Origin of the sequence: Alkalihalobacillus sp. NPDC127517, from assembly GCF_050276055.1 — a bacterium.
In the GTDB taxonomy this organism is placed as follows: Bacteria; Bacillota; Bacilli; order Bacillales; family Bacillaceae_D; genus Alkalicoccobacillus.
This window is the reverse complement of the sequence record NZ_JBNNQX010000010.1, coordinates 116,681-140,810: the sequence shown is the minus strand read 5'-3', so window position 1 is coordinate 140,810 and position 24,130 is coordinate 116,681. Positions and strand designations below refer to the sequence as shown.

Genomic DNA, 24,130 nt, shown 5'->3' with positions numbered 1-24,130 from the left:
TGCGTTTATTTATGACAAAATGGAGTCAGATCCCTTTTGTAACTCATACATTTTTTTGTAGAGGCCATTCATTTGAAGTAGCTGCTGATGATTCCCCTGCTCTATACATGCTCCTTGATGAAGAACAAGGATATGATCGGCATCTTTTATAGTTGAGAGGCGATGAGCAATGGCAATCGTTGTTCGATTCTCTTGCATCTTCCTAAGTGCGGTTTGTATTACTTCTTCGGTTTCGGTATCAATATTGGCGGTTGCTTCATCCATAATGAGAATACTCGGATTATGTGCCATTGTCCTCGCAAAGGATATCAGCTGCCTTTGTCCACCCGAAAGTGTTGACCCTCTTTCTGTCACTTCAGTGTCCCACTTGCCTGGTAATTTTTCAATAAACTCTTTTGCTCCAACAAGTGCTGCCGCTTGTTGTGCCGATTCTTTTGAAACAGTTGACCGATTTAACGTAATATTTGAAACAATAGTTCCGCTATATAGAAATGAATCTTGTAACACTAATCCCAGCTTCGATCTTAGTTCTTGATTCGAATAAGCAGATAATGGCTGACCATCTATATAAATTGATCCTTCTTTCAACTCATAAAATCTCATAAGTAAATTAACAATTGAACTTTTACCACTTCCGCTATGCCCCACTAAAGCTAACGTTTCTCCCTTGTTTACCTTAAACGAAATATTCTTTAATACATCGGTCTGCTCGTCATAAGAAAATGTCACATCTCTAAACTCAATGCTGCTTTGACTTTTTGTATTTTCGCTAGCTATCTGTTTGCTAGAAGGTGCATATTCGTCGTGATCCATCAAAGTGAAAACACGCCCAGCGGACACAATGGCTTGCTGATACATGGAAAGGCGCATCATAATTTGATTAACTGGTTCAAAAAAACGATCCAAATAATTAATAAATGCATAAAGGACACCAATTTCAACAGTTGTTTGAAATGACTGAACTCCAAAGAATCCAAGCACGATTACTAGTGCAAGAATAGCCAAGATATCCACCATTGGTCGAAGTAATAGTCCATCAACCTTCATCGCTTTTAACCCAGCTGATGTATGCTGCTCGTTCACATCTTTAAATTCTTCTCTTAGTCTACCCTCTTGCCTGAACATTTGAACAATCGCCATTCCTTGGATGGATTCATTCATCTTCCCATTTAATTGACTAAGCCTGCCACTTAGATCGGCATAGAACTTTGCACTCATGGACCGGTATAATTTCATAAGCCATAAAATCAGTGGTAAAAAAATGAGACAATAAAAGGCAAGTGTTGCATTTAAATAAAACATGGCTATAAATGTACCGAATAAAAATAGAAAATTCTGAATAAATACAGCTAATACACTCATATACAGTTCTTTGATTGATTCTGTATCATTTGTGATTCGTGAAATCAATCCACCTGCGGGCGTACGATCAAAAAAGGATAATCCTAATTTTTGAACATGTTCAAATACATCGACCCTTAGCTTTTGAATAATGCTCAAGGCCACTTCTTGGAACATCAACCCTTGGATATAAGAAGCTACCACGCCGCCAATATGTAAGACAATATAAACGATAGCGAGGGTCAATAGAGGTGAAAAGGGAAAGTCACCAACCGTCAAATAATCATCTATAAATATTTTCACTAGAATGGGACCAAGCAATTCAGCCGCCGTACCATTTCCGAGTAAAGTTAGCGCAAGTATGATTTTCAATCGATGTGGCTTCGTATACCGTAACAATCTAAATAAGAGTTGCTTCTGATCTTTACTAGTCAGGACTCGATCTTCATGTTTCACGTATCCTTCCCTCCTTTCTCGACCGCATACTCAAGCTGCTGCTGATTGTACATTCTGAAATACCATTCCGAGGCTTTCATTAGCTCTTGATGTGTTCCTCGCTCAATCACTTCTCCATCACTTAATACTAAAATAAAGTCAGCATGATTGATCGCACTTAATCGGTGAGCTGTGATAATATTTGTACGATCCTTCCGGTTAGCCTTTAACTGTTTTAATATTTCTTCCTCTGTTGCCGCATCAACTGCTGACAAGGCATCATCCATCATCAAAACATTAGGATCTGAAACGAGAGCCCGAGCAATTGAAATTCGTTGCTTCTGACCTCCCGACAATGTGACGCCACGCTCTCCAACTAATGTATCGTATCCACGTTTGAATCCTAGGATATCTTTATGAATATCAGCCAACTGACAGGCTTTTATAATGTCAGTCATTGACGCCCTAGGATTTGCAAATGCGACATTATCCGCAATGCTAGCTGAAAATAAAAAGTGATCCTGTGGCACCGTTCCATACATCTCTTTTACTCGTTGTAAACGCCACTTATGTAATGGAATTCCATCTATTCGAATTTCCCCGCTTGTCACATCGTATTCTCGTTGTAACAGACGAAGTAAAGTGGTTTTACCACTACCCGTTTTTCCAACAATACCAATGGTTTGACCTTTTTTAATGGTTAAATCAATCTTCCTTAATGCAGCAGAGGTTGAACCAGGATAGTGAAAGAGGTCAATCTGAACATCAATGTCCCCAACAGCAGGTTGATCATGCGCATCTGGTTCTTCGTGAATGGTTTCTTGTTCAGCAAGTACTAAGCGTATGCGATCGTATGAGGCACGACCACGTTCAACGGTATTAAAAAACATTCCTAATGCAAGCATCGGCCAAATTAACAGAGATAAGTAAACAGTGAAACTTGTTAACTCACCAATCGTTAATGTATTGTTTACAACGGATCTCGCGCCAAAAACAATAGCAAGAAAATAACAAATTCCTACGATTAACGAAATAGTTGGAGAAAACAAGGCGTCAATCCTTGCTACTTTAATATTTTTTGACACAACATCCAACGATTTGTTCGTAAATTGATCAGTTTCTGCCTGTTCTTGACCAAATGCTTTTGTCACCCTTACACCACTTATTGCACTCTGGACATTGTCATTTAATTCTGAAAAAGATTGTTGTGCATCACGAAACCGTTTATGTAATAAACCACCATAATAATTTGTAAGTAGAGCCATAAAAGGCATAGGAGATAACGTAATTAGTGTTAATTTCCAATCAATCACAATGGCCATCGTTAATACAACCACCCCGCCCATTGTGAGCGAGTCAACAATTGTTAACACACCCTGGCCTGCCGTCATTTGTACAGCTCTCACGTCATTCGTAGCATGCGCCATCAAATCACCGGTTTTAAATCTCTGATAAAATCGACTCGACATCTTGGTAAAGTGTTCATATAACTGATTTCGAATGGTTCTAGCAAGCCGAATGGATGCTCCAAAGATCATAATTCGCCAAACATACCTCAAAGCGTAGGTTACTACCCCCACTGTGAGTAATAATAAAATCCACTGTGTCAGGGAAGATCGCGTTAACGTTGATTCATTTATTCCATCAACAATCTGCCCAATGATATATGGAGGTACAAGAACTAATAAAGAAACAATAATTAAGACAAAGATTCCTAGTACATACGCTCTTTTTTCCTCTTTAAAAAACCACCATAAGTCTTTATAGACCCGCACGTAATCCCCCTTCTAACGCAGAAAACACCTCATATAGAGGTGCTTGCATTATTTATTTGGTTTGCTGCTTCTGCATGGCTTTCATCATTTGATTAATCTTTTTCTGTGATGGGTTTTGTCCCATTTGCATCATCATTACACGTAGCATTTGTTCATTGATAGGCGGGTTCTTTTTCAAGTAAGACATCATTGTTTTACGAGCAACAAAGAATCCGATAGCTAGTCCCGCAAGAACAGCTACTGTATAACCAATAATATGAATCCACATTTCGGTGAACGTCCTCCTTCAAACTAAATCAAACGACGGAATCGCTCCGTACATCCTCATCTATTATATCTTAAGTTGGAACGCATTTAAAGGAAAGGTTTTCAAATAGAATGGCTATTTTGGAAGGCCTGTACTTTTTTTATTGGGCCTAGCCATCCGAACCGCTTTTGACCTACGTTCACGGCAAAAAAATACGTATCTAACTCCTTCAGTCTCTCAAATAACCGTGTCTCTATCTCCAATTTACCAAAAGCTAACAGAAGGAGGTGCTGGTCTTTTATCTTAACATCAATCCAGCTTCCAGATGAGCGATGCTCCATTCGAAAGGTGGATAAATCCAAACGCTTACTACTTAAGTAATAGTCTTCTTGCATGAGGATTTTTGATACATCCTTTAATGGAAGTGGCTTTGTAATAAACTCTACTTGTTTTGTTAGCAGGGGTCTTAACGTATGATCTGCCGTAAAACGTTCACAAAATAAATTAAAAAGCTTTATTTCCTGACCATAATAACGATTCACAATCGCTTCGTCTAGCAGATATAATTGGTAGCTTCTCAACCTTCCCCCTCCTCTTTTATACAGTATGTGTGCCAAGTATACATAACTCGTATTAAAAAGGCTGTTTCTTGCTGTCGAAGATTTGGTCGATGCTTGTCAAAAAAAAGAGGCAGTCATCATTGACTACCTCTGCAAAAGTTATTGAAGCAGGGCTTTAACCTTTGCTACAACATTTTCAACGGTGAAACCATATTCAGCAAGAATCTCAGACCCTTTACCAGAAGCACCAAAACGGTCAATGGCAAGAATGTCCCCTTCATCACCTACATAACGATCCCAACCTAGTGAAGCTCCAACTTCAATACCTAGACGAGCTTTAATCTGTTTTGGAATCACACTTTGTTTGTACTCTTTTGATTGAGCTTCAAAGCGATCCCAACTTGGCATACTTACAACACTTACTCGAATGCCATCTTTCTCAAGCTCTTTTTTCGCTTCAACGGCAAGACCTACCTCAGAACCTGATGCAAGAAGAAGAACTTGTGCTTCCCCTTCAGCTTGATCAATTACATACGCACCCTTTTTAGTACCCTCATACGCATGCTCAGCCGTTCCTTCAATAGTAGGAAGGTTTTGACGGCTTAACACAAGAGCTGTAGGCTGATTTGTTGATTCAAGAGCTAATTTCCATGCAGCTGTTGCTTCATTTCCATCAGCAGGACGAATGATTGAAAGATTAGGCATTGCTCTAAGCGCTGCCAGCTGTTCAACCGGTTCGTGAGTCGGACCATCTTCTCCAACAGCAATACTGTCATGAGTAAATACATACGTAACAGGAAGACCCATTAACGCAGCTAAACGAATAGCTGGACGTAAATAATCCGAGAACACAAAGAATGTTCCACCAAATACTTTAAGTCCACCGTGTAATGCCATACCATTTAAAGCAGCACCCATAGCGAATTCACGCACTCCGAACCAGATATTACGGCCGTCGTATTGATCACGGCTGAAGTTGTCTTGTCCTTTTAACGTTGTGTTGTTTGATCCGGCTAAGTCAGCTGAGCCCCCAAATAATTGTGGAACATGTTTAGCAAAAGCGTTTAAAGCTTGCCCTGCAGACGCACGACTTGCCACACTTGTACCCACTTCATGAACTGGAGCCTCTTGATCCCAACCTTCAGGAAGCTCTCCAGCCATTGCAAGCTTAAATTCTTTTGCAAGCTCAGGATACGCTTCTTCATATTTCTCAAACAATTGATTCCATTCTTTCTCTTTATCAGCGCCTTCTTCTACAACACGAGCAAATAGCTCTGCTGCTTCACTCGGAATATAGAAGTCCCCTTCGTAATCCCAAGCGTACGCTTCTTTTGTTAGTTTCACTTCATCCGCACCAAGTGGTGAACCGTGAGAAGCTGATTTACCTGACTTGTTCGGTGAACCAAAACCGATTGTTGTTTTCACTTCAATTAGTGTCGGACGGTCATCTGTTTTAGCAAGCTCAATTGAATTTGAGATTTCTGTTACATCATTTCCGTCTTCTACTCGAATCACTTGCCAGCCATACGCTTTATAACGATCCTCCACACTTTCTGAGAAAGAGTGATGCAGGTCACCATCTAAAGAAATATCATTTGAATCGTAAAGCACGATTAAACGACCTAATTTAAGATGTCCAGCTAGGGAAGCTGCCTCAGCAGAAATCCCTTCCATTAGATCTCCATCTCCACAAATGCTATATGTGAAATGGTCTACAACGGAAAAAGTATCTTTATTATAAGTGGCTGCAAGATGTCTTTCAGCCATCGCCATACCAACAGCCATTGCTACACCTTGTCCAAGTGGACCTGTTGTTGCTTCAACGCCGGGTGTGTGACCAAATTCAGGGTGCCCAGGTGTACGGCTTCCTAGCTGTCTAAACTGTTGAAGGTCATCAAGGCTTAGATCGTACCCTGTTAGATGTAACAAGCTATATAAAAGCATCGAACCGTGACCAGCAGAAAGAACAAAACGGTCGCGGTTGCTCCACTCTGGGTTACTAGGATTGTGATTCATAAACTTTGTCCATAAGGCAAAAGCCATTGGTGCTGCCCCCATCGGCATTCCCGGGTGACCAGAATTCGCTTTTTCTACACTATCAATCGACAATGTACGAATGGTGTTAATTGCAACTATTTCTGCATTTGTAGACATATGTATGTTCATCCTCCTGTAAAACTTCAATTTTCTTATTTCTCACTCATCATATACAATTCCCGTCAATTTCACAAGGTCAGACAACTATGATTGTTTGTAAAAAAGACTACTTTTATAAGTAGTCTTTAATGAGTATGACCATTAAAACGTTTTTTACTTTCTTTTAGTGCTTCTGGAGTGACATCTGTTCCTTCTTCGTCAACAACTTTTACAGAGTGTAGTTGATTTTTGAAAGAGTTTCGAAACCCTTTAAGATATTCTGCACGAAGATCTTTTTGCTCTTTTGCTTCAGAAAGAGTTAGTCCACTATCTTTTGCTTTTTTAGCAAGCTGATTAATACGATTTAATTTATCTTGGTGTAGCATGATGAACACTCACTTTCTAGATACAACTCAATTTGATCATTATGTTATCACGTAAGATAAAAACCTTCAACTTCACTGCTCAGAGGTTAATTGCTGGCATTAGACTCTACCTCTTTTTGTTTCATATACTCTTGATACCGGCGATGCACAGTTGCTTTTGACAAATTATATCCAAGCCCTTTTAATGTTGCAGAAATATCATAAAAAGCCAGTCCTCTTTCTCTTAAACGAATGATTTCTTGTAACGGAACATCCAAACGGTCTCGTCCGCCTCCGCCTAAGCTTGAAAAGTTCTGTTCAGGGTGGTAGCCATCTGCCATCGCTCGCTTCATCCCTCTACGGATCTTTAAATTATGAAGCTTTCTTTGATATTCCTCAACAATAGAAACAATACTTAAAACCATCTCATCAGCTTCTGATAGTTGCAACTGTTCATGATCCTGTAAAGTGAAGATATGGATACCAAATTTCTTTAGCTGATAGAGGAGTGCCATACGAGCATGTCCCCTAGCTAATCTTGTTTCGTCTTGTATTAATAAAATATCAAACGCTTTTTCTTTAGCTAGATCAAGAATCGTTAACATTTCTTCTCGATCAATTTCATACCCACTAGCTTTCTCTTTAATGGAACGAACAAGTGACCATTGCTTTTCTTTAACCATTGCGGCAAGTTCTTGCTCTTGTCTTTCAAGTGATGTTTGCTGCTCTTCTTTTTCCGTACTTACTCTACTATAAATAATGACCCTATTTGTCCGTTTTTCCATCACTTTTTACTCCATTACTAAATTTATACGCGTAATCCACATTTGCTGCTGGTACCCTTTCTACAACATTATCATATTGTTCGTCAACACGATCAACAATTTGCTGATCCATTTGGTCATTTGGAAGTAAAATCGTTATATACATAAGGCCTAATGTAATGATGGCTGCTCCAAGTAAAAAGAATTCCTGTCCTGTCCATTTCTTACTCATATCGCTCACCTCTAATAGAATGTTTGTTCGCCTTTTATATTAAAGGGAACATTCGTTTGTGTCAACTATCTTTTCAGAACTTATGTTTGCGTTACATATGTTCGTATGGTAGGATTTAAATACAAAGGAAACGTTAGAGGAGTGTAATAGAATGACAAAGCTTTCTAAACGTCAGGAAGAAATTCTTGGATTTATAAAAGTAGAAGTCCGCAAAAAAGGTTATCCACCTTCTGTACGTGAAATCGGCGAAGCAGTTGGGCTCGCATCAAGTTCTACAGTTCATGGTCATTTATCAAGACTTGAGAAAAAAGGCTACATCCGTCGCGATCCTACTAAACCTAGAGCAATTGAAGTACTAGATTTAGAAGAAATGGTAGGGGCTAGCGAAAATCCTAAGCGTCAAGCAAGCTATGCACCCATCATCGGTAAGGTTACCGCTGGTCTTCCTATTACTGCGATTGAAAGTATTGAAGATTACTTGCCTCTTCCAGAGCATATGACGGCTGATGACAATACATATGTGTTAGTAATTGAAGGGGAAAGTATGATTGAGGCTGGAATCTACGATGGTGACATGGTGATTGTTAGACAGCAGCAGACTGCTAATAACGGAGACATTATCGTTGCCATGACAGATGAAAATGAAGCAACGGTTAAACGCTTCTTTAAGGAAAAAGATCGAATTCGACTTCAACCTGAGAATGCATCAATGGAACCGATCATTCTTTCATCTGTTACGATTTTAGGAAAAGTGATTGGTGTCTTTCGGACGATTCATTAATTTTCTCATTAAACAAGCTGACCTCACTAGTCAGCTTGTTTTTTTGTCCTTGCCTCTTATTTTAGAAACGTTATATAATACGGTACGTGAAATTTTATTATTACTTGTTCTATCAGACAAGATGTTTTATTTGCTTATCCAATTCTTTAAAGACATGTAGCCAGGTTCTCCATTTGGAAAACCTGGCTCCTTGATTTGTATAGGGTTTACCCTTTCACACCTGTTAATGCAATTCCCTCAATGATTTGTCGTTGGGCAAATACATAAATGACGAGAACCGGAATAACAGAAATGGTTGCTCCTGCCATCATAAGTGGCCAGTTTGTCACATATAGTCCTTTAAATGTTGCTAGTAATAACGGTACCGTATATAAATCCTGATCACTTAAAAAGACTAACGGCTGGATAAAGTTGTTCCATATCCCGATAAACGAGAAGATCCCGAATGCTGCTAGAGCCGGTCTTACAAGTGGCAGAATGATTTTCCAATAAATATAAAGCGGGTTTGCTCCGTCCATAACAGCTGCTTCTTCCATCTCTTTTGGAATCCCCATAATAAATTGTCTGAGCAGGAAAACGCCAAAAGCGTTAAATAAAGCATTTGGTACGAGAATGGATAGGTGACTGTTCACCCAGCCGATCGTATCCATAATGATATATAAAGGGATTAGAGTCACTTGCATTGGAACCATCATGGTTGCTAGAAATGCGACAAATAAAAAGCGAGATCCTGGAAACTTAATCTTTGCAAATGCATATGCAGCCATTGAGCATGTGAGCAACTGACTAAATACAACAACAAATGAAATATAAAAGCTATTAAAATAAGCTCGACCAAACGGCATCGCACTTAATGAATCTGTGATATTACTCCACATAAATGGATCTGGAATCCAGACAGGTGGAACGGCAAAGATTTGCTCAAATGATTTTAAGCTACTTAATGCCATCCAAATAAATGGACCTGCCATCAAAAGTGATCCAATAATCAATGCAAGGTGGAGGACGATTTGAGATGGTCGTATTTTAGATTTCTTTATTTGACGCACTTGTTTTGGTGGTTGTTGTTCAATCGTTGTTTTACCTTCCTCCATCTTCATAGTGCACCCACTTTCTTGAGACTGAAAATTGAATCAGTGTGAACATCAGGATAATCATAAACAGTACCATAGCTGAAGCTGTACTTGGACCAAAAGCCGTCCGTCCAAAAGCCGTCTCATAAATATGATAAACAAGTGTATAACTCGCCTTACCTGGGCCCCCCTGAGTCATAACATAGGCTTGGTCGAATACTTGAAAGGAGCCAATTACTGACATAATGGCAACAAAAAACGTTGTTGGCGAGAGTAGTGGAAAGGTAATATGCAAGAATTTTTGAATCGATGACGCACCATCAATATCAGCTGCTTCGTAATAGCTACGAGAGATCCCTTGTAGTCCTGCTAAGAAAATAACCATGTTTGTTCCAAGTCCCCACCAAATACTTAAGCCTGCAATTGAGGGTAGAACTAAATTTCGATCCGTAAGCCAATTCGGCCCGTCAATTCCAATCATCGCTAGAAGCTGGTTAATGAGTCCAATGTCTCCGTTTAGTAACCACATCCAGATCACACCGATTGAAACGGAGCTAGTTACCACAGGCATAAAGAAAAAGACACGATAAACGGTTTTTCCTTTCACTTTGTTTAAGGCAAGTGCTACTAAAAGGGCTGCTGCAATTCCAACTGGTATGACTAACACCGAATAGTAGGCCGTATTCACAAGTGCGGTTATAAAGTTATCATCTTTAAATTGACTAATATAGTTGGCAAAGCCTACAAACTCCCGCTCTCCAAATCCATCCCACTTCATAAAGCTTAAGCCAAAGGCAAACCCTAAAGGAAGAATAGAAAAGGCAAGCATACCAATGAGCTGGGGAGCGATAAAGAAATAGCCCCACCATTTCCGTTTAGAATCATTCATCAGTGGTTCCTCCTCATCTATGAATCATTTAAAAAGGAGTCAGAGTACTCACTGACTCCTCCATTTCATCTTAAGATTCGCCTAACATGTCTCTCGCCACTTCCGAAGCTTGATCGATTGCCTCTTCTGGAGATAGGTCTCCAAGTAGCATGACTTCATAAATATCTTCAAGCTCTTTGTTTAAGCCAGGAGCCGTAAACTCTAAACCAACCACTCGACCGGCTTGACGAGCATCTAGCAAGTACGAGCCATGTTCTGGTTTCTCTTGATTCACAACCACTTCATCAATACCTTCTACGGATGGAACGGCGTTACCCTCTCCATCTAGTCTTGTTTCCTGCCCCTGCTGAGATGTGTAGAAAGAAACAAACTCCATTGCTTCTTCTACATGATCTCCTTTAGCATTCGCACTCATGTAAGCGGTTGCAATATTGACACTTGGAATCTCTTCATCCGTATTTGTTGGCCAAGGAATGTAATCAAAGTCGATACTTGTTTCAAGGAACATAGGTGTTAACCATCTTCCTGCCCCTACCATTCCCACTTGATTCGACATAAACATGGCATCCATTCCTTGCCCTTCTGGAAGCGTACCTGAGAAGATAAAGTTCTTTTCAGCGACCATGCGCTCAACAAATTCAAACGCTTCAAGCGTTAAGTCATTTTCATCCGCAACAATTTGGTCGTCTTCTGCAAATAATCCTCCGTTAGACCATACCCAGTTAATAATATTTCCATGGCCACCTTCTTGAACAAATCCGTACTTTCCAGCATCTCTTAACTCAGATGTCACTTCCTCCATCGCTTCCCAGTTCCAATTTCCTTCATCAAAATACTCTTGAGGTGTCTTAATTCCCGCTTCTTCAAACATTCCTTTGTTGTAATACATCAGGAACGGGTTACAGTCTACAGGTAATCCATAAATCTCATTATCTTTTTGAGACGCCCCCCATAATCCATCTGCAAATTCATCTGGTTTAACAAAGGAAGCATCCGTATTTAAAAATTCACTAAGCGGCTCAATCGTTCCATTAGAAATAAGAGTAGAGATATCTTCTGCTCCTACATAAAATAAATCTGGCGCTTGCCCACCTTGTAATCTAGTGGTTAATGTTTGAAAATAGTTATCGTTTGGTATGCCTGTTAACTCTACTTCAACGGACTCACTCTGTTCGTTAAAAGCATCAACTGCTCGTTGATATACCTTTAACTCTGCTGGGTTCCCCCAGGCAGAAAACGTTAATTCCACTTTCCCATCGCCTGAGGAACCAGAGCTACTACAACCAGCAAGAGCCACAAGTCCAATTGCCATCCCACCAAGTACAAATACACCAGATCGTTTTTTCATCCCTTACTCCCCCAATTCATATTGTTTTAATCATTGGTACGTCGGTAAGTAATCACCATGAGCATCAATCAATTCATCACACATTAACACAATATCGTCAATTGATAGTTCTGCTTTTGTATGTGGATCAAGTAGGGCAGCCTGATAAATATACTCTCTCTTTCTTGTAACAGCTGCTTCTATAGTAAGTAGCTGAGAATGAATATTCGTGTGATTTAATCCGGCTAATTGTAATGGAAGCTCGCCTACAAACGTTGGTGTAATACCACTTCGATCTGCAATGCAAGGAACCTCTACTGTTGCTTTGGTTGGCAAATTAGTAATTAGGTTCCCTTTATTTAATAGATTCCCACCGAATTTGAATGGTTGATTGGTTTCAATCGCTTCCACAATTCGTGAGCCATACTCTTTAGATCTTGTATGCTGCACACCTTCTGACATCAGTGTTTTTTGAACCTTTTGCCAGTTTGCAATCTGTTCTTCACATCGTCTTGGATACTCATCAAGTGGAATATTTAACTGTTCGATCAGTTCAGGATACTTCGATTTAATAAAATAAGGATGATACTCTGCATTATGCTCAGATGATTCCGTCACATAATAACCAAAGTGCTCCATTAATTTAAATCGAACCATATCATGGTGCCGTTCTTTTTCCTGCTTAGCATTTGCTCGTCTTTTGATTTCTGGATAGAGATCGATTCCATCCTGCTTCACCTCGAGAAGCCATGCCATATGGTTAATTCCCGCAATTTTTTCTTCGATCCGATCATGTTCCATCCCTAAGCTTTTAAATAAGTCCTTTGTGCATATTTGAACACTGTGACATAAGCCAACCGATTTCACATTAGAGTGTTGTTGAATAGCTCCCATAAGTGTTGCCATTGGATTCGTGTAATTCATAAACAACGCATCAGGAGCAACCTCTTCTATATCTCGCGTAAAATCGAGCATAACTGGTATCGTTCTCAACGCACGGAAAATACCACCGATTCCAACTGTGTCAGCAATCGTTTGACGTAATCCATATTTCTTTGGTATGTCAAAATCAATAACCGTACTTGGCTTGTATCCACCTACTTGAATCGCATTAAACACATACTTAGCGCCTTTTAAAGCTTCCTTCCGATCGCTGTATGATTTAATGTGTACATCTGCCTTCAGAGTGCTTGCTAGTTGAGTAAGCAATTTGTGTGATTCGTCCATCCGTTTGGCATCAATATCATATAACGCAAATTCGAAGCCAGATAATGCAGGAACCATCATACAATCCCCTAACACATTTTTCACAAAAACTGTACTGCCTGCGCCTATAAATGTAATTTTCGACATTAACATAAACCTCCATCATGAAATCAACCTGTTAACAAACGGTTGAAGTTGCTATACTATCTATAATTAATCATATTATGAAAACGCTTTCTTTTAAACGGTAATTAATTTTAAATGTAGGGTAAATTTGTTGCAAACTACATACATATCTTCTGGGAGGTTTTAAGATGCTTATCAAAAATCTATCGCTCATGAATCAAATGTATGAATTTGACTTTAACCAACTTAACCATAAGCCTGCTGTTCTGTTAACGAATGTTGGCTGGGAAACTCGCTCTGAGCAAAGCTACAATTACCATGGGTTGACGCGAAAACATGATCATGGATTTTTAATTTTTCAATACACACTATCTGGAGTTGGCTGTCTCGAATACGCAGGAACGACCTATGAGCTAAAAGCAGGTGATGCCTTTTTTGTTTCTGTTCCGAGTGATCACCGGTATTATGTACCAGAACAAGGAGAGCCGTGGGAGTTCGTTTTTTTAACACTTGGTGGGCAAGAGGCCGAAGCCATCTGGAGAAACATCGTTGAAGCGAAGGGACCGGTAACCACGATAGACCGTAATGAAGCGATTATAAAACAATTGTTCTCAATCATTGAAGAGACCATGTCGAACCGTCTTGAGGATCCGTTTCAGGCTTCTTTACAGGGATATCATTTCTTACTTGCTTGCATCAAGCATTTTTTAGTGGAGAATCAGCCTGACAGCGAACCACATAGCTATAAACAAGCACTTCGCTTCATTGAAGAACATTTTCATCAACCTATTTCACTTGAAGACATCGCAGAAGAAGTGAACCTTTCGAGGTACACCCTTCTTAGGCAATTTAAACAATATGCAAAAACGACTCCAATTCAACATTTAAACCAGGTTCGGCTTCAACAGGCATGTAGATTGCTCACCCATACTAATAAACCGATTAAACAAATTGCAGTAGAAGTTGGTTACGCAAATGCTAACTATTTTAATAAAGTGTTCAGAAAGGCGATGGGAATGTCCGTTGGAACGTATCGATCCAATCGTCATTTATGAAGATAAAAAGACGAGCAGCCTTCATTACACATGACTGTTCGTCTTATTAAACCTACCTATAGATATTATCGATTTCACCAACAAACGTTGCTGTTCCTTTGATTGCTATCTCAAAATCAGTTTCTCGTTTCATGACCTCCACCATGACACGACCATCCTTACCTATCTCAAGTCCTTGTTCTACAAGTAACGAATACACATCTGCTCCAGGCTTAATGTACGTCGCATAATAGCCTCCCATCACACCAGAAGCTGTGCCTGTAATGGCATCTTCAAGTGTGCCTGAATAAGGGGATGAAAAGTGTCTCGCATGCATATCAGCTTCAGGACTTACTGTTTCAAGACAAAATGGATGAATAGATACTCGCGGCATCTCACGCAGAATATCAGGAAATTCGGATGGAGTTGGCTTCATTCGTGAAAAGGCATCAAGTGTTCGAATCGGAACAAGTAATGTCCAAATGCCTGTACTTCCATATACAATCGGAAGCGTTTCATGTAGATCAGCCTTCGTTAGTCCAATCGAATTCATTAACCGTTCCTTATCACCTGAGAATGCTTTAAAGTTCGGATTCATTTGTTGCATCCTACAGATTGATTCGTTAAGAGAAACGGATATAATGCCTGCCTTCGTTTCAACCGTCCACTCTTTGGCAGGAAGCTTCCCCATTTTTTGGAGAGCGAAACTGACAGCCATCGTTGCATGACCACACATATTCATTTCATGACCAGGTGTGAAATAACGAATTCTTATGTCCGCTACGTTCGAATCAACAACAAATGATGTTTCATTAAATCCCACTTTTTTTGCAATGACTTGCATCTGTTCCTCAGATAAAAAATCAGCATCTAACACTACCCCAGCCGGGTTTCCTTTATGCTTTTCTTTACTAAACACATCCCAATGCATCACTTGAACAGATTGCTCCATAAGTCACCTACTTTGTTGTGAGGTCTGGTCCAGGTAAATCCAGTTGATAAAATGCTAGATCAAGCCACTTATCAAATTTGTACCCGGCTTTTGTGATGGTTCCTACATGTGTAAAACCGAACCGAGTGTGTACAGCAATACTGTTTGTATTAACCGCATCGATTCCAGCAATTAATGTAGCATATCCGCCTTGTTTGGCTTGCTCAATTAACTCAGTTAACAGTTTTGTCCCTATTCCTTTTTTGCGATATTCACTATGAACATAGATTGAATGTTCAACAGTATACTGATAAGCAGCATGTGGTCTAAATGCTCCAAATGTTGCAAACCCGTAAATGTTTCCATCCTCTTCCCCTTCAAATACTAAAATAGGGTAGCCTGACTCCGCTTTATCATCAAACCATTGCTTCATCATCTCGAACGTATACGCTTCATAATGATATACAGCCGTTGAGTGCAAGATTGCTTCGTTATAAATGGCTAAAATGTCTTGAATATCCTTTTCAAGTGCCGCTCTAATCATGATGTTGGTGTCCTCTCTTTGTTCAATTCAACTTTTGTTAATTCATAAGTTCCGTGAGTACAGATTTAACAGAGTTAGCCGTACGAATGTCGCTCGTTAACATGCCATCGAGATCAACCGCTTTAGTCGCCATATCTCCAGACACCCCACTCAAAATAAGTTCTGTACCAAGGAGCTTTAACACGTCTCGCAGTTTAATTAAATCGCGTAGTACAAGATCATTAAAAGTGGTTAAACCAGAAAGATCAACAATGATTGTCTTAATCTTTTGTTTTACTACTTCACTTGTTGAAATATCAAAAACTCGATTAAAGCGGTCATCGTTCATCTCTCCGATTAAAGGCAATACCGCAATTTGGTTTACAAGTGGTACGATTGGGCAAGCCAAGGATTTAATTTCTTTAAGAGACCGCTCATAGCTTTCCTCCACTTCCCGGCGGTACGTTACATCTTTTTGAACTCCGATAAAATAAGTCTTATGATCTTCCTCACTGTCAATAAAATCAACAGATAAGTTATTCCAAAATGCTCGTCCGTTCTTTTTATAGTTTAATAATTCAACTGTCACTGATTCTCGCGTTTGAATCGCTTCTTTAAGTTTCGCTACTTCACTCGGGTCTGTATCTATTCCTTGCAAAAAGCGACAGTTACGACCAATAATTTCTTCAGGTGTATACCCTGTCATTTCATAGAAACCATGATTAGCATATATAATTGGATTATCTGCTTGATTTGGATCAGTAATAATAATTCCAGCACGTGTATGATTTAGCGCTTTAATCAGTAATTTCTGATTTGCAAAGATCCTTTCCATCTGAACCCTCCGACAACATGAATTAAATTTCTTTCTTATCATACCAAAATCCCAACCAATTGAGAATGGTCAGGCACTTCCAGTATGTATAAAGGTGAGTACAGTTCTTAGGAGGTTAGGGTTTGGATCGAGAAGATAAAAGCTAGGAGTGGAAGAATTATCAGAAATGCACTTAAGACTAGAACTTTACCTCTTTCTTTTTTATCCTTGTCTTCTTTGAATGCAGCAACTGAAACTACAGAAAAAAACAAAAATATAGATAGGTAAAAGATTGGTTCAGCTAATCCTGTGAGTGGAACAAAAAAACGTTCAATAATAAACCAGATTATAAGAACGATAAATATGATTCTGACACGATTATACATATTACATTCCTCCCTTTCAGAGGGCTTATATGTTTTAAAAAAGGAAAAAGAGGACGGTACATAACACTAATGTAGCGAATAAAACATAAACATAGCACGGTATCCGCTACAGGAGAATCCCTCGCACCCACAAGAACGGCCTCAGCCCCTTTCGCGGGAAAAGCGCCGCTACAGTGTCTTCACCGCGTTCTGTTCCGTAGGAGTCTCGGGTTCTCCTTTCGCTTGTTCAAATAAAAACACGAAAGACGAATGATTCTGCAATCAAATCATTCGCCTTTTTATAGTGATTTTTAGATCTGTCTAAGCTTCTTTAATTTGCAGAATTTAGTAGCTGCTTTTCATCTCGCTAGGTCTAACAAAAATTGCTAAACAAAAAAAGAAAAAAGCTATACTAAATCCCATTAAATAATGATCAAATCCGATTCCAGAAATTAAAATGCTTGGGCCCATTAATACAAATGACATCTTACTTATTAGGTTTCTCATAATACTATGCTAGCATTTTACAGCTTTGTCGTAAACCATATTTTGGTTAAAAAACAGGAAGTTTAAGAGACATTTTAGGGACACTTAACCTTCATCTTCTGCACTTATAAAGTGTGTTTCCAAACAATAAAACCCTCAACACCAATTGTGTCAAGGGTTCCACGAATTAATACGTTTCTAAATATTGATCTCTTTCCCACGGATGCACTTGCGTTCTAAACATATCCCATTCAATCTCTTTTGCTTCGATAAAGTGTTCAATTGCGTGCTCGCCAAGTGCGTTCACGATCACCTCATCACCTACAAGCTTGTTAAGTGCGTCTTTTAGTGTAGCTGGGAGGTCGTTGATTCCTTCTTCGATACGCTCTTCTTTGCTCATTACATAAATGTTGCGGTCTGTTGCTTCTGGTGGAGTCATTTTGTTTTTGATTCCATCAAGACCTGCTGCAAGCATGGCTGCAATCGCAAGGTAAGGATTTGCTGCTGGGTCTGGGCTACGAACCTCAACACGTGTGCTGATACCACGTGATGATGGAATACGAATGAGTGGTGAACGGTTACGCATCGACCAAGCTACGTATACAGGAGCTTCATATCCAGGAACTAGACGCTTGTACGAGTTCACAATTGGGTTTGTAAGCGCAGTAAATGCTTCAGCATGCTTCAAGATACCTGCTAAGAATTGCATTGCTGTACGGCTTAATTGAGATTCTGTATTTTGATCGTAAAATACATTGCCGTTTTCATTAAATAGTGACATGTTACAATGCATTCCAGAACCATTTACACCAAATAATGGCTTAGGCATAAATGTTGCATGTAACCCGTGTTTACGTGCAATGGTTTTAACAACAAGCTTAAATGTTTGGATGTTATCACACGTTGTGATGGCATCCGCATATTTAAAGTCGATTTCGTGTTGTCCTGGAGCTACTTCATGGTGAGACGCTTCAATTTCAAAGCCCATATCCTCAAGCTCAAGTACGATATCACGACGGCAGTTTTCACCTAGATCGGTTGGAGCTAAGTCAAAGTATCCACCTTTATCGTTTAGTTCAAGTGTTGGCTCGCCTTTTTCATCATTTTTGAAGAGGAAGAATTCTGGCTCAGGTCCAATGTTGAAGTCAGTGAAGCCTAGCTCTTCTGCTTGTTTTAATACACGCTTTAAGATGCCACGTGGATCTCCTTCAAAAGGAACAGGCTCTTCACCTGGCTTACTTGGTTGGTAAATGTCACAAATTAAACGTGCCACTTTGCCTTTCTCTGGTGTCCATGGGAATACAACCCACGTATCTAAATCCGGATATAGATACATATCAGATTCTTCAATACGAACGAAGCCTTCAATCGATGAACCATCAAACATCATCTTGTTGTCGAGTGCTTTTGGTAATTGATCAATAGGAATCTCAACGTTTTTAATTGTTCCTTGCAGGTCAGTAAACTGCAGGCGAATAAAGCGAACGTTGTCCTCTTGAGCAATGCGTGTAATGTCTTCTTTTGAATATGATGACATAGTATGTACCTCTCCTTTTATCCTGTTTTTTTTATATAGGAAGAACTATGCACGGTAGCATCGTTCGACTTATTCATTTGTTCCCATCATTTTTGTTTCCCTTTCTATTATCCTACTAAACCCCCGTTTAATCGTCAAATTCTGAATCTTCTAGATTTTTGACGATTCTATGGCATCGAGTGCCTGCGTAACGGCGATCTTTACATGTTCGTAGGTTAAACCACCTTGAACATAAGCTGTATATGGTGGACGAATGGGACCATCAGCAGTCAGCTCAATGCTAGCTCCTTGAATAAAGGTACCAGCAGCCATTATTACATCATCACTGTATCCTGGCATAAAGCCTGGTTGTGGAGTGACATGCGCATTAATGGGTGACGCTGATTGAATGGCTTGGCAAAATGTAATCATCGCTTCAGCATTTGGAAAATGAACAGCTTGAATTAAATCCGTTCGCTTTTGATTCCATGCCGGAGTGGATTCATATCCTGCTAACTCCAGTAGAGCTGCGGTGAAGGTTGCGCCTTTTACAGCTTGTGCCACAACATGTGGTGCAAGAAAGAAACCTTGATACATTTCGAGGAGACTATAAAGACTTGCGCCACCTTCTGCTCCAATTCCAGGTGCTGCTAATCGGTAGGAAGCAAGTTCAACGTATTCTTCCTTACCTGCTAAGTAACCACCTGTTTTCACAATACCGCCGCCAGGATTTTTAATTAATGAGCCAGCCATTAAGTCCGCTCCAACGTGGCACGGCTCTTGTGTTTCCACAAATTCTCCGTAGCAATTATCAACAAACACAACCACATCAGCTTTTACCTGTCGTACGTTCTGAATCATTTCTTTTATTTCATGAATATGAAAGGACGGACGGTTAGCGTAGCCACAAGAACGCTGTATACCGATCATTTTTGTTTTTGGACCAATGGCAGCTTTCACTGCCGCTGTATCTACTTGTCCATTGTCAAGAAGCGGAATGGAACGATAAGTAATCCCAAACTCTTTTAGAGAGCCCTTCCCATTTCCACGAATCCCTACGATTTCTTCTAACGTATCGTAAGGGGCACCTGTTATGTAAAGCAGTTCATCTCCTGGACGAAGCACACCAAATAATGCGGTCGCGATGGCGTGAGTACCTGAAACAATCTGAGGTCGAACAAGAGCTTTTTCCGCACCAAAGACATCCGCATAGATGTCTTCTAACGTATCTCTTCCTGCGTCATCATAGCCATATCCAGTGGATGGCGTAAAATGAAAGTCAGAGACTTGATGCTTTTTAAACGATTCCATCACTCTTGATTGATTAATAAGCGCAACTTCATCAATTTCCTGATGTAGTCCGTTAATCTGTTCTTCAGCCTTTTTGACTAAAGGTAGCATATAGGTTGGGTTCTTTACATTCACGTTTTTATTACTCCTGTTCGTTCTTCATTGCACGTAATATGGTTGATAGCGGACTGTCTTCTTTTACATACCCTGATGCTGCGTACATATTCGTGTTTTCATCCCACTCAAGCGCTGTAACAATTGTATGGGTCTTTATGGATGAAAGCAGCTTGCCGTTAGCCGGCTCAATGTCCATTTGATAAGGTAGCATTTGTTTGATTAATTCACGTTCAATTTGTTCTGCTAATTTATCCACGTCGTCCGGCTTGTAAGCGCTCATCTCAACGGATGGGAAGCGATGGTCCGGATAAAAAGCACCTGAGCGTTTCTCTTCTTTATTGTAAATCAAAAGCTGTGGTAGATGATCGACCTCTAATTCACCAATGAGCTCTTGTACGGTCTGTTGATGCTGTTCGTATTCACGGTGCGAGCTATCTACAACATGAAGGATTAAATCAGCTTCAGCGAGTTCTTCAAGAGTAGACCTAAATGCCGCAACTAAAGCGGTTGGAAGGTCACGAATAAACCCTACTGTATCTGATAGGATCACATTTAAACCCGACGGCAAGCGCAAGTGTCTAGTGGTTGGATCAAGAGTCGCAAACAACATATCTTCTTCGAGTATATCTGACTCCGTCAATCGATTTAATAATGTTGATTTACCTGCATTTGTATAACCTACTAGAGCCAGCTGAGTCACATGATTATCTTTCCTGCGCTCACGGTAACGCTTGCGGTGCTCAACCACTGTTTTTAATTGGCGCTCAATGTCAGTCATTCGCCTTTTTATATGGCGACGATCGGTTTCAAGCTGCGTTTCTCCAGGACCTTTACTTCCGATTCCTCCCCCTTGTCTTGAAAGAGCAAGACCTTGTCCAGCTAAACGCGGAAGCAAGTAACTAAGCTGAGCGAGCTCAACCTGCAGCTTTCCTTCTCTGGAATTTGCACGTGTAGCAAAGATGTCTAGGATCAACTGAGTCCGATCAATCACTGTCACGTCCGTTTCTCTATGAACGTTACGTACTTGACCAGTAGTCAGCTCATCATTAAAGACAATCAGATCTGCCTCAAGTTCCTCAGCAAGAGCTGCTAGCTCTTCTACTTTACCTGCTCCAATATAGGTTGAAGGCTCTACTTTTTTACGACTTTGTGTTAACGTTCCTACTACTTCTCCAGCAACGGAACGAACAAGTCCAGCAAGCTCTGTCATTGATTGCTCAAACCGTTCTTCATTTCCATCAAACTGGCATCCTACCAGAATGACTCGTTCTTTCTTTTTATCTGATTTCATTTCATTCTTCCTTCCTGCCACGCCTTGGAAGCAGAATCTCTGTTCTGCTTCCATTCATACTCTCAACTTAAAGTTTATCATGACTTTCACTAAATTTAAAATCCTCGGCTACCAATGTGACTAAGGCTTGGCGTTCATATTGATGAAATTTCATAAGTCTCACAGCCTGCTGCCGGATTGCACGCTCAATGAGATTACGAATGTACCGCCCATTACTGAATGTTGACTCATGGTCATTTCTATATTGCTTAATATGGTCTCTGACCACATTCTCTGCATCTTTTGAGAGCTGATAGTCACGATCCTTTGCCATCGTATGAATCATTTCCATCAATTCCTGAATGGTATAATTAGGGAAGGTCATTGTAATCGGAAAGCGCGAAGGAAGGCCTGGATTTAATGATAAAAAATGATCCATTTCTTTTGAATACCCAGCTAAAATCAATACAAAATCGTGTAATTTGTCTTCCATTCCTTTTACTAACGTGTCAATGGCCTCTTTTCCAAAATCTTTTTCACCACCACGAGCAAGTGAATAAGCCTCATCCACAAAAAGGACCCCACCACTCGCTTGTTTAATCAAGTCTCTTGTTTTCTGAGCAGTATGTCCGATGTATTCCCCAACTAAATCTGCTCGTTCTGCTTCAATAAAATGGCCTTTTGAGAGCACATTCATATCATGGAAAAAGCGTGCAATAATACGTGCTACCGTTGTTTTTCCGGTACCCGGATTTCCTTTGAAAATCATGTGTAAGACTTGTTTATTTGCTTTTAATCCTTGTTGCTCTCTACGCTGGTTCATATATAACCAAGCATAAATTTCTTTTACGAGACGCTTCACCTCATCTAAGCCAACGTACTGTTTAAGTTGATCTTCAAAGCGTATGAGAATATCATGCGTTTGCTTCTCCTCATCCGTTTGGAGCCATTCATCTGTAGAAGGCTGATGGGTCTGCTGATTTAACACAACATTGATTCGAGCATTTTTCTTCACATTAGTTGGGTGATTCATCACACATCCCCCTTATCATTCTCTTCAATTCGAAACTGTGTACCCTACTATACGCAACAGATCAAAAAGCGTGACAGTTGCCTAATTTAAAGCTTGATTCAGTTGTATGTATTGATATACTTAATAGAAAAGAGAGGGACCAACTAATGCCTGAATTGTATACGCATCCTTTATTTGTTACTGATTTTTTAGATTCATTAGCTGAAAAAGGGCGTGCCAAGTCGACAATTAAACGCTATAGCTACGACCTTGAAGATTTTTTTAAATGGATGACAAACGATCTTGAAAAAGATGCTTTTACCGTATGGTCCTCATTAACCCACGCAGAGCTTGATACGTTCTTCCTATATCTTATGGAGAAAAGAGCCTACAAAGTACGGACAATTAGAAGAATTATTTCTGTCACAAAGCAGCTGGCTAAGTTCTCGATTACAAATGGTTTAATTAATAGGCATCCAGCGACAGTCTACGAGCCTCCTAAACTTGCGGTTACGCCTTTAAAAAGAGAGGAATGGCTTTCAGTAGAGGAAGTGGATACGCTCTTTGCTTCGGTTTCATCAGATGAAGGATTAACGGAAAATCAGTTACTCGCTCGTCCGATGCTTACGACCCGGAATACGTGGCTGTTAACACTGTTTCTTTCATATGGCCTTACCTTACAAGAAGTGACTCGTGTTACGATGTTTGATATTCAGTTTGCACAAAATCAACTACGGATTTCTTCTTCTCAGGACTCGAATAAACCGAGAATGATTCCACTGACAGAAGAGGACAAAGTAAAGGCTTTTACGTATTATGAGCACATACCAGAGCCTGTCCGCCCCAGACTACATAGTAAGGACCCTTTTCATATTGCCTTTGACTTTCAGCGCAAGACGTATCACTGGTCATATGAACAGGATCATCCAAAAGCATTAACAGAGATTTCCATACAGAAAATGATTCGAACTGAAATCAAGCGTGCAGGCTTACGAAAAGGAATTTCTGCACAGCATTTGAGGCATACGTTTATTTTAAGGCAATTGTGTCTCGGTGCCCCTGTAGAAGAAGTACAAAGCTATCTGGGCTTCTCTAGTGCCTTGTCACTGGATCGGTGTTTGTTAACGCTTGACCATTTGTCTGAATCTGAGCGACTGCTGTTGACGCCTCAGTAAATGACACTTCGCTAATTATGTCAAAAAAAAGAGACTGATGATTCTATGATCGAATCATCAGTCTCTTCTTTTTACTCGTCTGCTTCTGTTTTTAATTGTACATTACGTTGTGGTGCAAATGTAGAGATAGCGTGCTTGTACACAAGTTGTTGTTTTCCTTCGGTTTCAACAATCACTGTAAAGTTATCAAACCCTTTTATAAGACCACGCAATTGGAATCCGTTCAGTAGAAAAACTGTAATAGGAATCGAATCTTTACGTAGTTGATTGAGAAATTGATCTTGAATATTTATTCCTTGTTTCATGTGTATAGACCTCCTCTATTTATCTATATATATTT

General features: G+C 39.9%; 24 protein-coding genes. 3 read left to right on the top strand and 21 right to left on the bottom strand.

Translation table 11 applies throughout. The annotated features are described in order from the left end of the window. Positions 1-9: 9 nt before the first annotated feature. The 8 genes from ACQKKO_RS15005 to ACQKKO_RS14970 all read right to left on the bottom strand — a co-directional run bounded on the left by ACQKKO_RS15005 (position 10) and on the right by ACQKKO_RS14970 (position 7,855). Positions 10-1,797 (bottom strand): ABC transporter ATP-binding protein, encoded by a 1,788-nt coding sequence (locus ACQKKO_RS15005; RefSeq protein ID WP_498648541.1) that lies wholly within the window; start codon positions 1,795-1,797, stop codon positions 10-12. Continuing rightward, complete coding sequence (locus tag ACQKKO_RS15000) at positions 1,794-3,551, bottom strand: ABC transporter transmembrane domain-containing protein (RefSeq protein ID WP_498648539.1); 1,758 nt, start codon at positions 3,549-3,551, stop codon at positions 1,794-1,796. The genes ACQKKO_RS15005 and ACQKKO_RS15000 overlap by 4 nt, the downstream gene beginning before the upstream one ends. Positions 3,552-3,603: 52 nt before the next feature. Then, a complete protein-coding gene (locus ACQKKO_RS14995) occupies positions 3,604-3,819 on the bottom strand; it encodes a YneF family protein (protein ID WP_203087131.1) in 216 nt (71 codons plus the stop codon). 101 nt (positions 3,820-3,920) lie between these two features. Continuing rightward, positions 3,921-4,379: a sporulation inhibitor of replication protein SirA gene (sirA, locus tag ACQKKO_RS14990; protein WP_498648536.1), complete on the bottom strand. Its 459-nt coding sequence runs from the start codon at positions 4,377-4,379 to the stop codon at positions 3,921-3,923. 138 nt (positions 4,380-4,517) lie between these two features. Then, on the bottom strand, positions 4,518-6,512 hold the full coding sequence (tkt, locus tag ACQKKO_RS14985) for a transketolase (RefSeq protein ID WP_498648534.1): 1,995 nt from the start codon (positions 6,510-6,512) through the stop codon (positions 4,518-4,520). Positions 6,513-6,640: 128 nt separating this feature from the next. Continuing rightward, entirely contained in the window at positions 6,641-6,880 is a 240-nt protein-coding gene (locus tag ACQKKO_RS14980) for a DUF896 domain-containing protein (RefSeq protein WP_498648532.1), read from the bottom strand. A gap of 86 nt (positions 6,881-6,966) precedes the next feature. Beyond that, positions 6,967-7,644: a YneB family resolvase-like protein gene (locus ACQKKO_RS14975; RefSeq protein WP_498648531.1), complete on the bottom strand. Its 678-nt coding sequence runs from the start codon at positions 7,642-7,644 to the stop codon at positions 6,967-6,969. Continuing rightward, positions 7,625-7,855 (bottom strand): hypothetical protein, encoded by a 231-nt coding sequence (locus ACQKKO_RS14970; RefSeq protein ID WP_498648529.1) that lies wholly within the window; start codon positions 7,853-7,855, stop codon positions 7,625-7,627. The genes ACQKKO_RS14975 and ACQKKO_RS14970 overlap by 20 nt, the downstream gene beginning before the upstream one ends. Positions 7,856-8,006: 151 nt before the next feature. Between ACQKKO_RS14970 and lexA the strand changes: the two genes are divergently transcribed. Then, positions 8,007-8,636: a transcriptional repressor LexA gene (lexA, locus tag ACQKKO_RS14965; protein WP_498648527.1), complete on the top strand. Its 630-nt coding sequence runs from the start codon at positions 8,007-8,009 to the stop codon at positions 8,634-8,636. A 206-nt stretch (positions 8,637-8,842) separates the two neighbouring features. Here lexA and ACQKKO_RS14960 read toward each other — a convergent pair whose 3' ends face one another. From ACQKKO_RS14960 to ACQKKO_RS14945, 4 genes are all read right to left on the bottom strand, one after another. Next, positions 8,843-9,730 carry a carbohydrate ABC transporter permease gene (locus ACQKKO_RS14960; protein WP_498648669.1) on the bottom strand — a complete coding sequence of 296 codons (888 nt, stop codon included), beginning with the start codon at positions 9,728-9,730 and terminating at the stop codon, positions 8,843-8,845. After that, complete coding sequence (locus ACQKKO_RS14955; protein WP_498648526.1) at positions 9,717-10,598, bottom strand: carbohydrate ABC transporter permease; 882 nt, start codon at positions 10,596-10,598, stop codon at positions 9,717-9,719. Before ACQKKO_RS14955 ends, ACQKKO_RS14960 begins: the two co-directional genes overlap by 14 nt. Before the next feature lie 70 nt (positions 10,599-10,668). Next, on the bottom strand, positions 10,669-11,946 hold the full coding sequence (locus ACQKKO_RS14950) for an ABC transporter substrate-binding protein (protein WP_498648524.1): 1,278 nt from the start codon (positions 11,944-11,946) through the stop codon (positions 10,669-10,671). Positions 11,947-11,976: 30 nt separating this feature from the next. Beyond that, positions 11,977-13,278, bottom strand: coding sequence for an alpha-glucosidase/alpha-galactosidase (locus ACQKKO_RS14945; RefSeq protein ID WP_498648522.1), 1,302 nt, complete (start codon positions 13,276-13,278; stop codon positions 11,977-11,979). Between the two features lie 167 nt (positions 13,279-13,445). Here ACQKKO_RS14945 and ACQKKO_RS14940 point away from each other — a divergent pair, with 167 nt between their 5' ends. Next, positions 13,446-14,312: a helix-turn-helix domain-containing protein gene (locus ACQKKO_RS14940; RefSeq protein ID WP_498648520.1), complete on the top strand. Its 867-nt coding sequence runs from the start codon at positions 13,446-13,448 to the stop codon at positions 14,310-14,312. Positions 14,313-14,364: 52 nt separating this feature from the next. Here ACQKKO_RS14940 and ACQKKO_RS14935 read toward each other — a convergent pair whose 3' ends face one another. From ACQKKO_RS14935 to spoVK, 8 genes are all read right to left on the bottom strand, one after another. Next, positions 14,365-15,243 carry a PhzF family phenazine biosynthesis protein gene (locus ACQKKO_RS14935; RefSeq protein WP_498648518.1) on the bottom strand — a complete coding sequence of 293 codons (879 nt, stop codon included), beginning with the start codon at positions 15,241-15,243 and terminating at the stop codon, positions 14,365-14,367. Between the two features lie 7 nt (positions 15,244-15,250). Further along, the gene (locus ACQKKO_RS14930) at positions 15,251-15,766 is read right to left on the bottom strand and encodes a GNAT family N-acetyltransferase (RefSeq protein WP_498648515.1); all 516 of its coding nucleotides are present in this window, start codon (positions 15,764-15,766) and stop codon (positions 15,251-15,253) included. Between the two features lie 37 nt (positions 15,767-15,803). Continuing rightward, positions 15,804-16,580, bottom strand: a complete 777-nt coding sequence (ytvA, locus tag ACQKKO_RS14925) for a YtvA family blue-light photoreceptor (RefSeq protein WP_498648512.1) — start codon at positions 16,578-16,580, stop codon at positions 15,804-15,806. A gap of 107 nt (positions 16,581-16,687) precedes the next feature. Next, complete coding sequence (locus tag ACQKKO_RS14920; protein WP_498648510.1) at positions 16,688-16,945, bottom strand: hypothetical protein; 258 nt, start codon at positions 16,943-16,945, stop codon at positions 16,688-16,690. Positions 16,946-17,597: 652 nt separating this feature from the next. After that, complete coding sequence (glnA, locus tag ACQKKO_RS14915) at positions 17,598-18,947, bottom strand: type I glutamate--ammonia ligase (RefSeq protein WP_498648508.1); 1,350 nt, start codon at positions 18,945-18,947, stop codon at positions 17,598-17,600. Positions 18,948-19,097: 150 nt separating this feature from the next. After that, a complete protein-coding gene (locus tag ACQKKO_RS14910) occupies positions 19,098-20,327 on the bottom strand; it encodes a methionine gamma-lyase family protein (protein ID WP_498648668.1) in 1,230 nt (409 codons plus the stop codon). Positions 20,328-20,358: 31 nt separating this feature from the next. After that, a complete protein-coding gene (gene hflX, locus ACQKKO_RS14905) occupies positions 20,359-21,624 on the bottom strand; it encodes a GTPase HflX (protein WP_498648506.1) in 1,266 nt (421 codons plus the stop codon). Between the two features lie 67 nt (positions 21,625-21,691). After that, positions 21,692-22,636: a stage V sporulation protein K gene (spoVK, locus tag ACQKKO_RS14900; protein WP_498648503.1), complete on the bottom strand. Its 945-nt coding sequence runs from the start codon at positions 22,634-22,636 to the stop codon at positions 21,692-21,694. Positions 22,637-22,782: 146 nt separating this feature from the next. Here spoVK and ACQKKO_RS14895 point away from each other — a divergent pair, with 146 nt between their 5' ends. Next, entirely contained in the window at positions 22,783-23,790 is a 1,008-nt protein-coding gene (locus ACQKKO_RS14895; RefSeq protein WP_498648500.1) for a tyrosine-type recombinase/integrase, read from the top strand. 71 nt (positions 23,791-23,861) lie between these two features. Here the strand turns inward: ACQKKO_RS14895 and hfq are convergent, their stop codons facing one another. Next, positions 23,862-24,095, bottom strand: coding sequence for an RNA chaperone Hfq (hfq, locus tag ACQKKO_RS14890; protein WP_203087149.1), 234 nt, complete (start codon positions 24,093-24,095; stop codon positions 23,862-23,864). Positions 24,096-24,130: the final 35 nt, after the last annotated feature.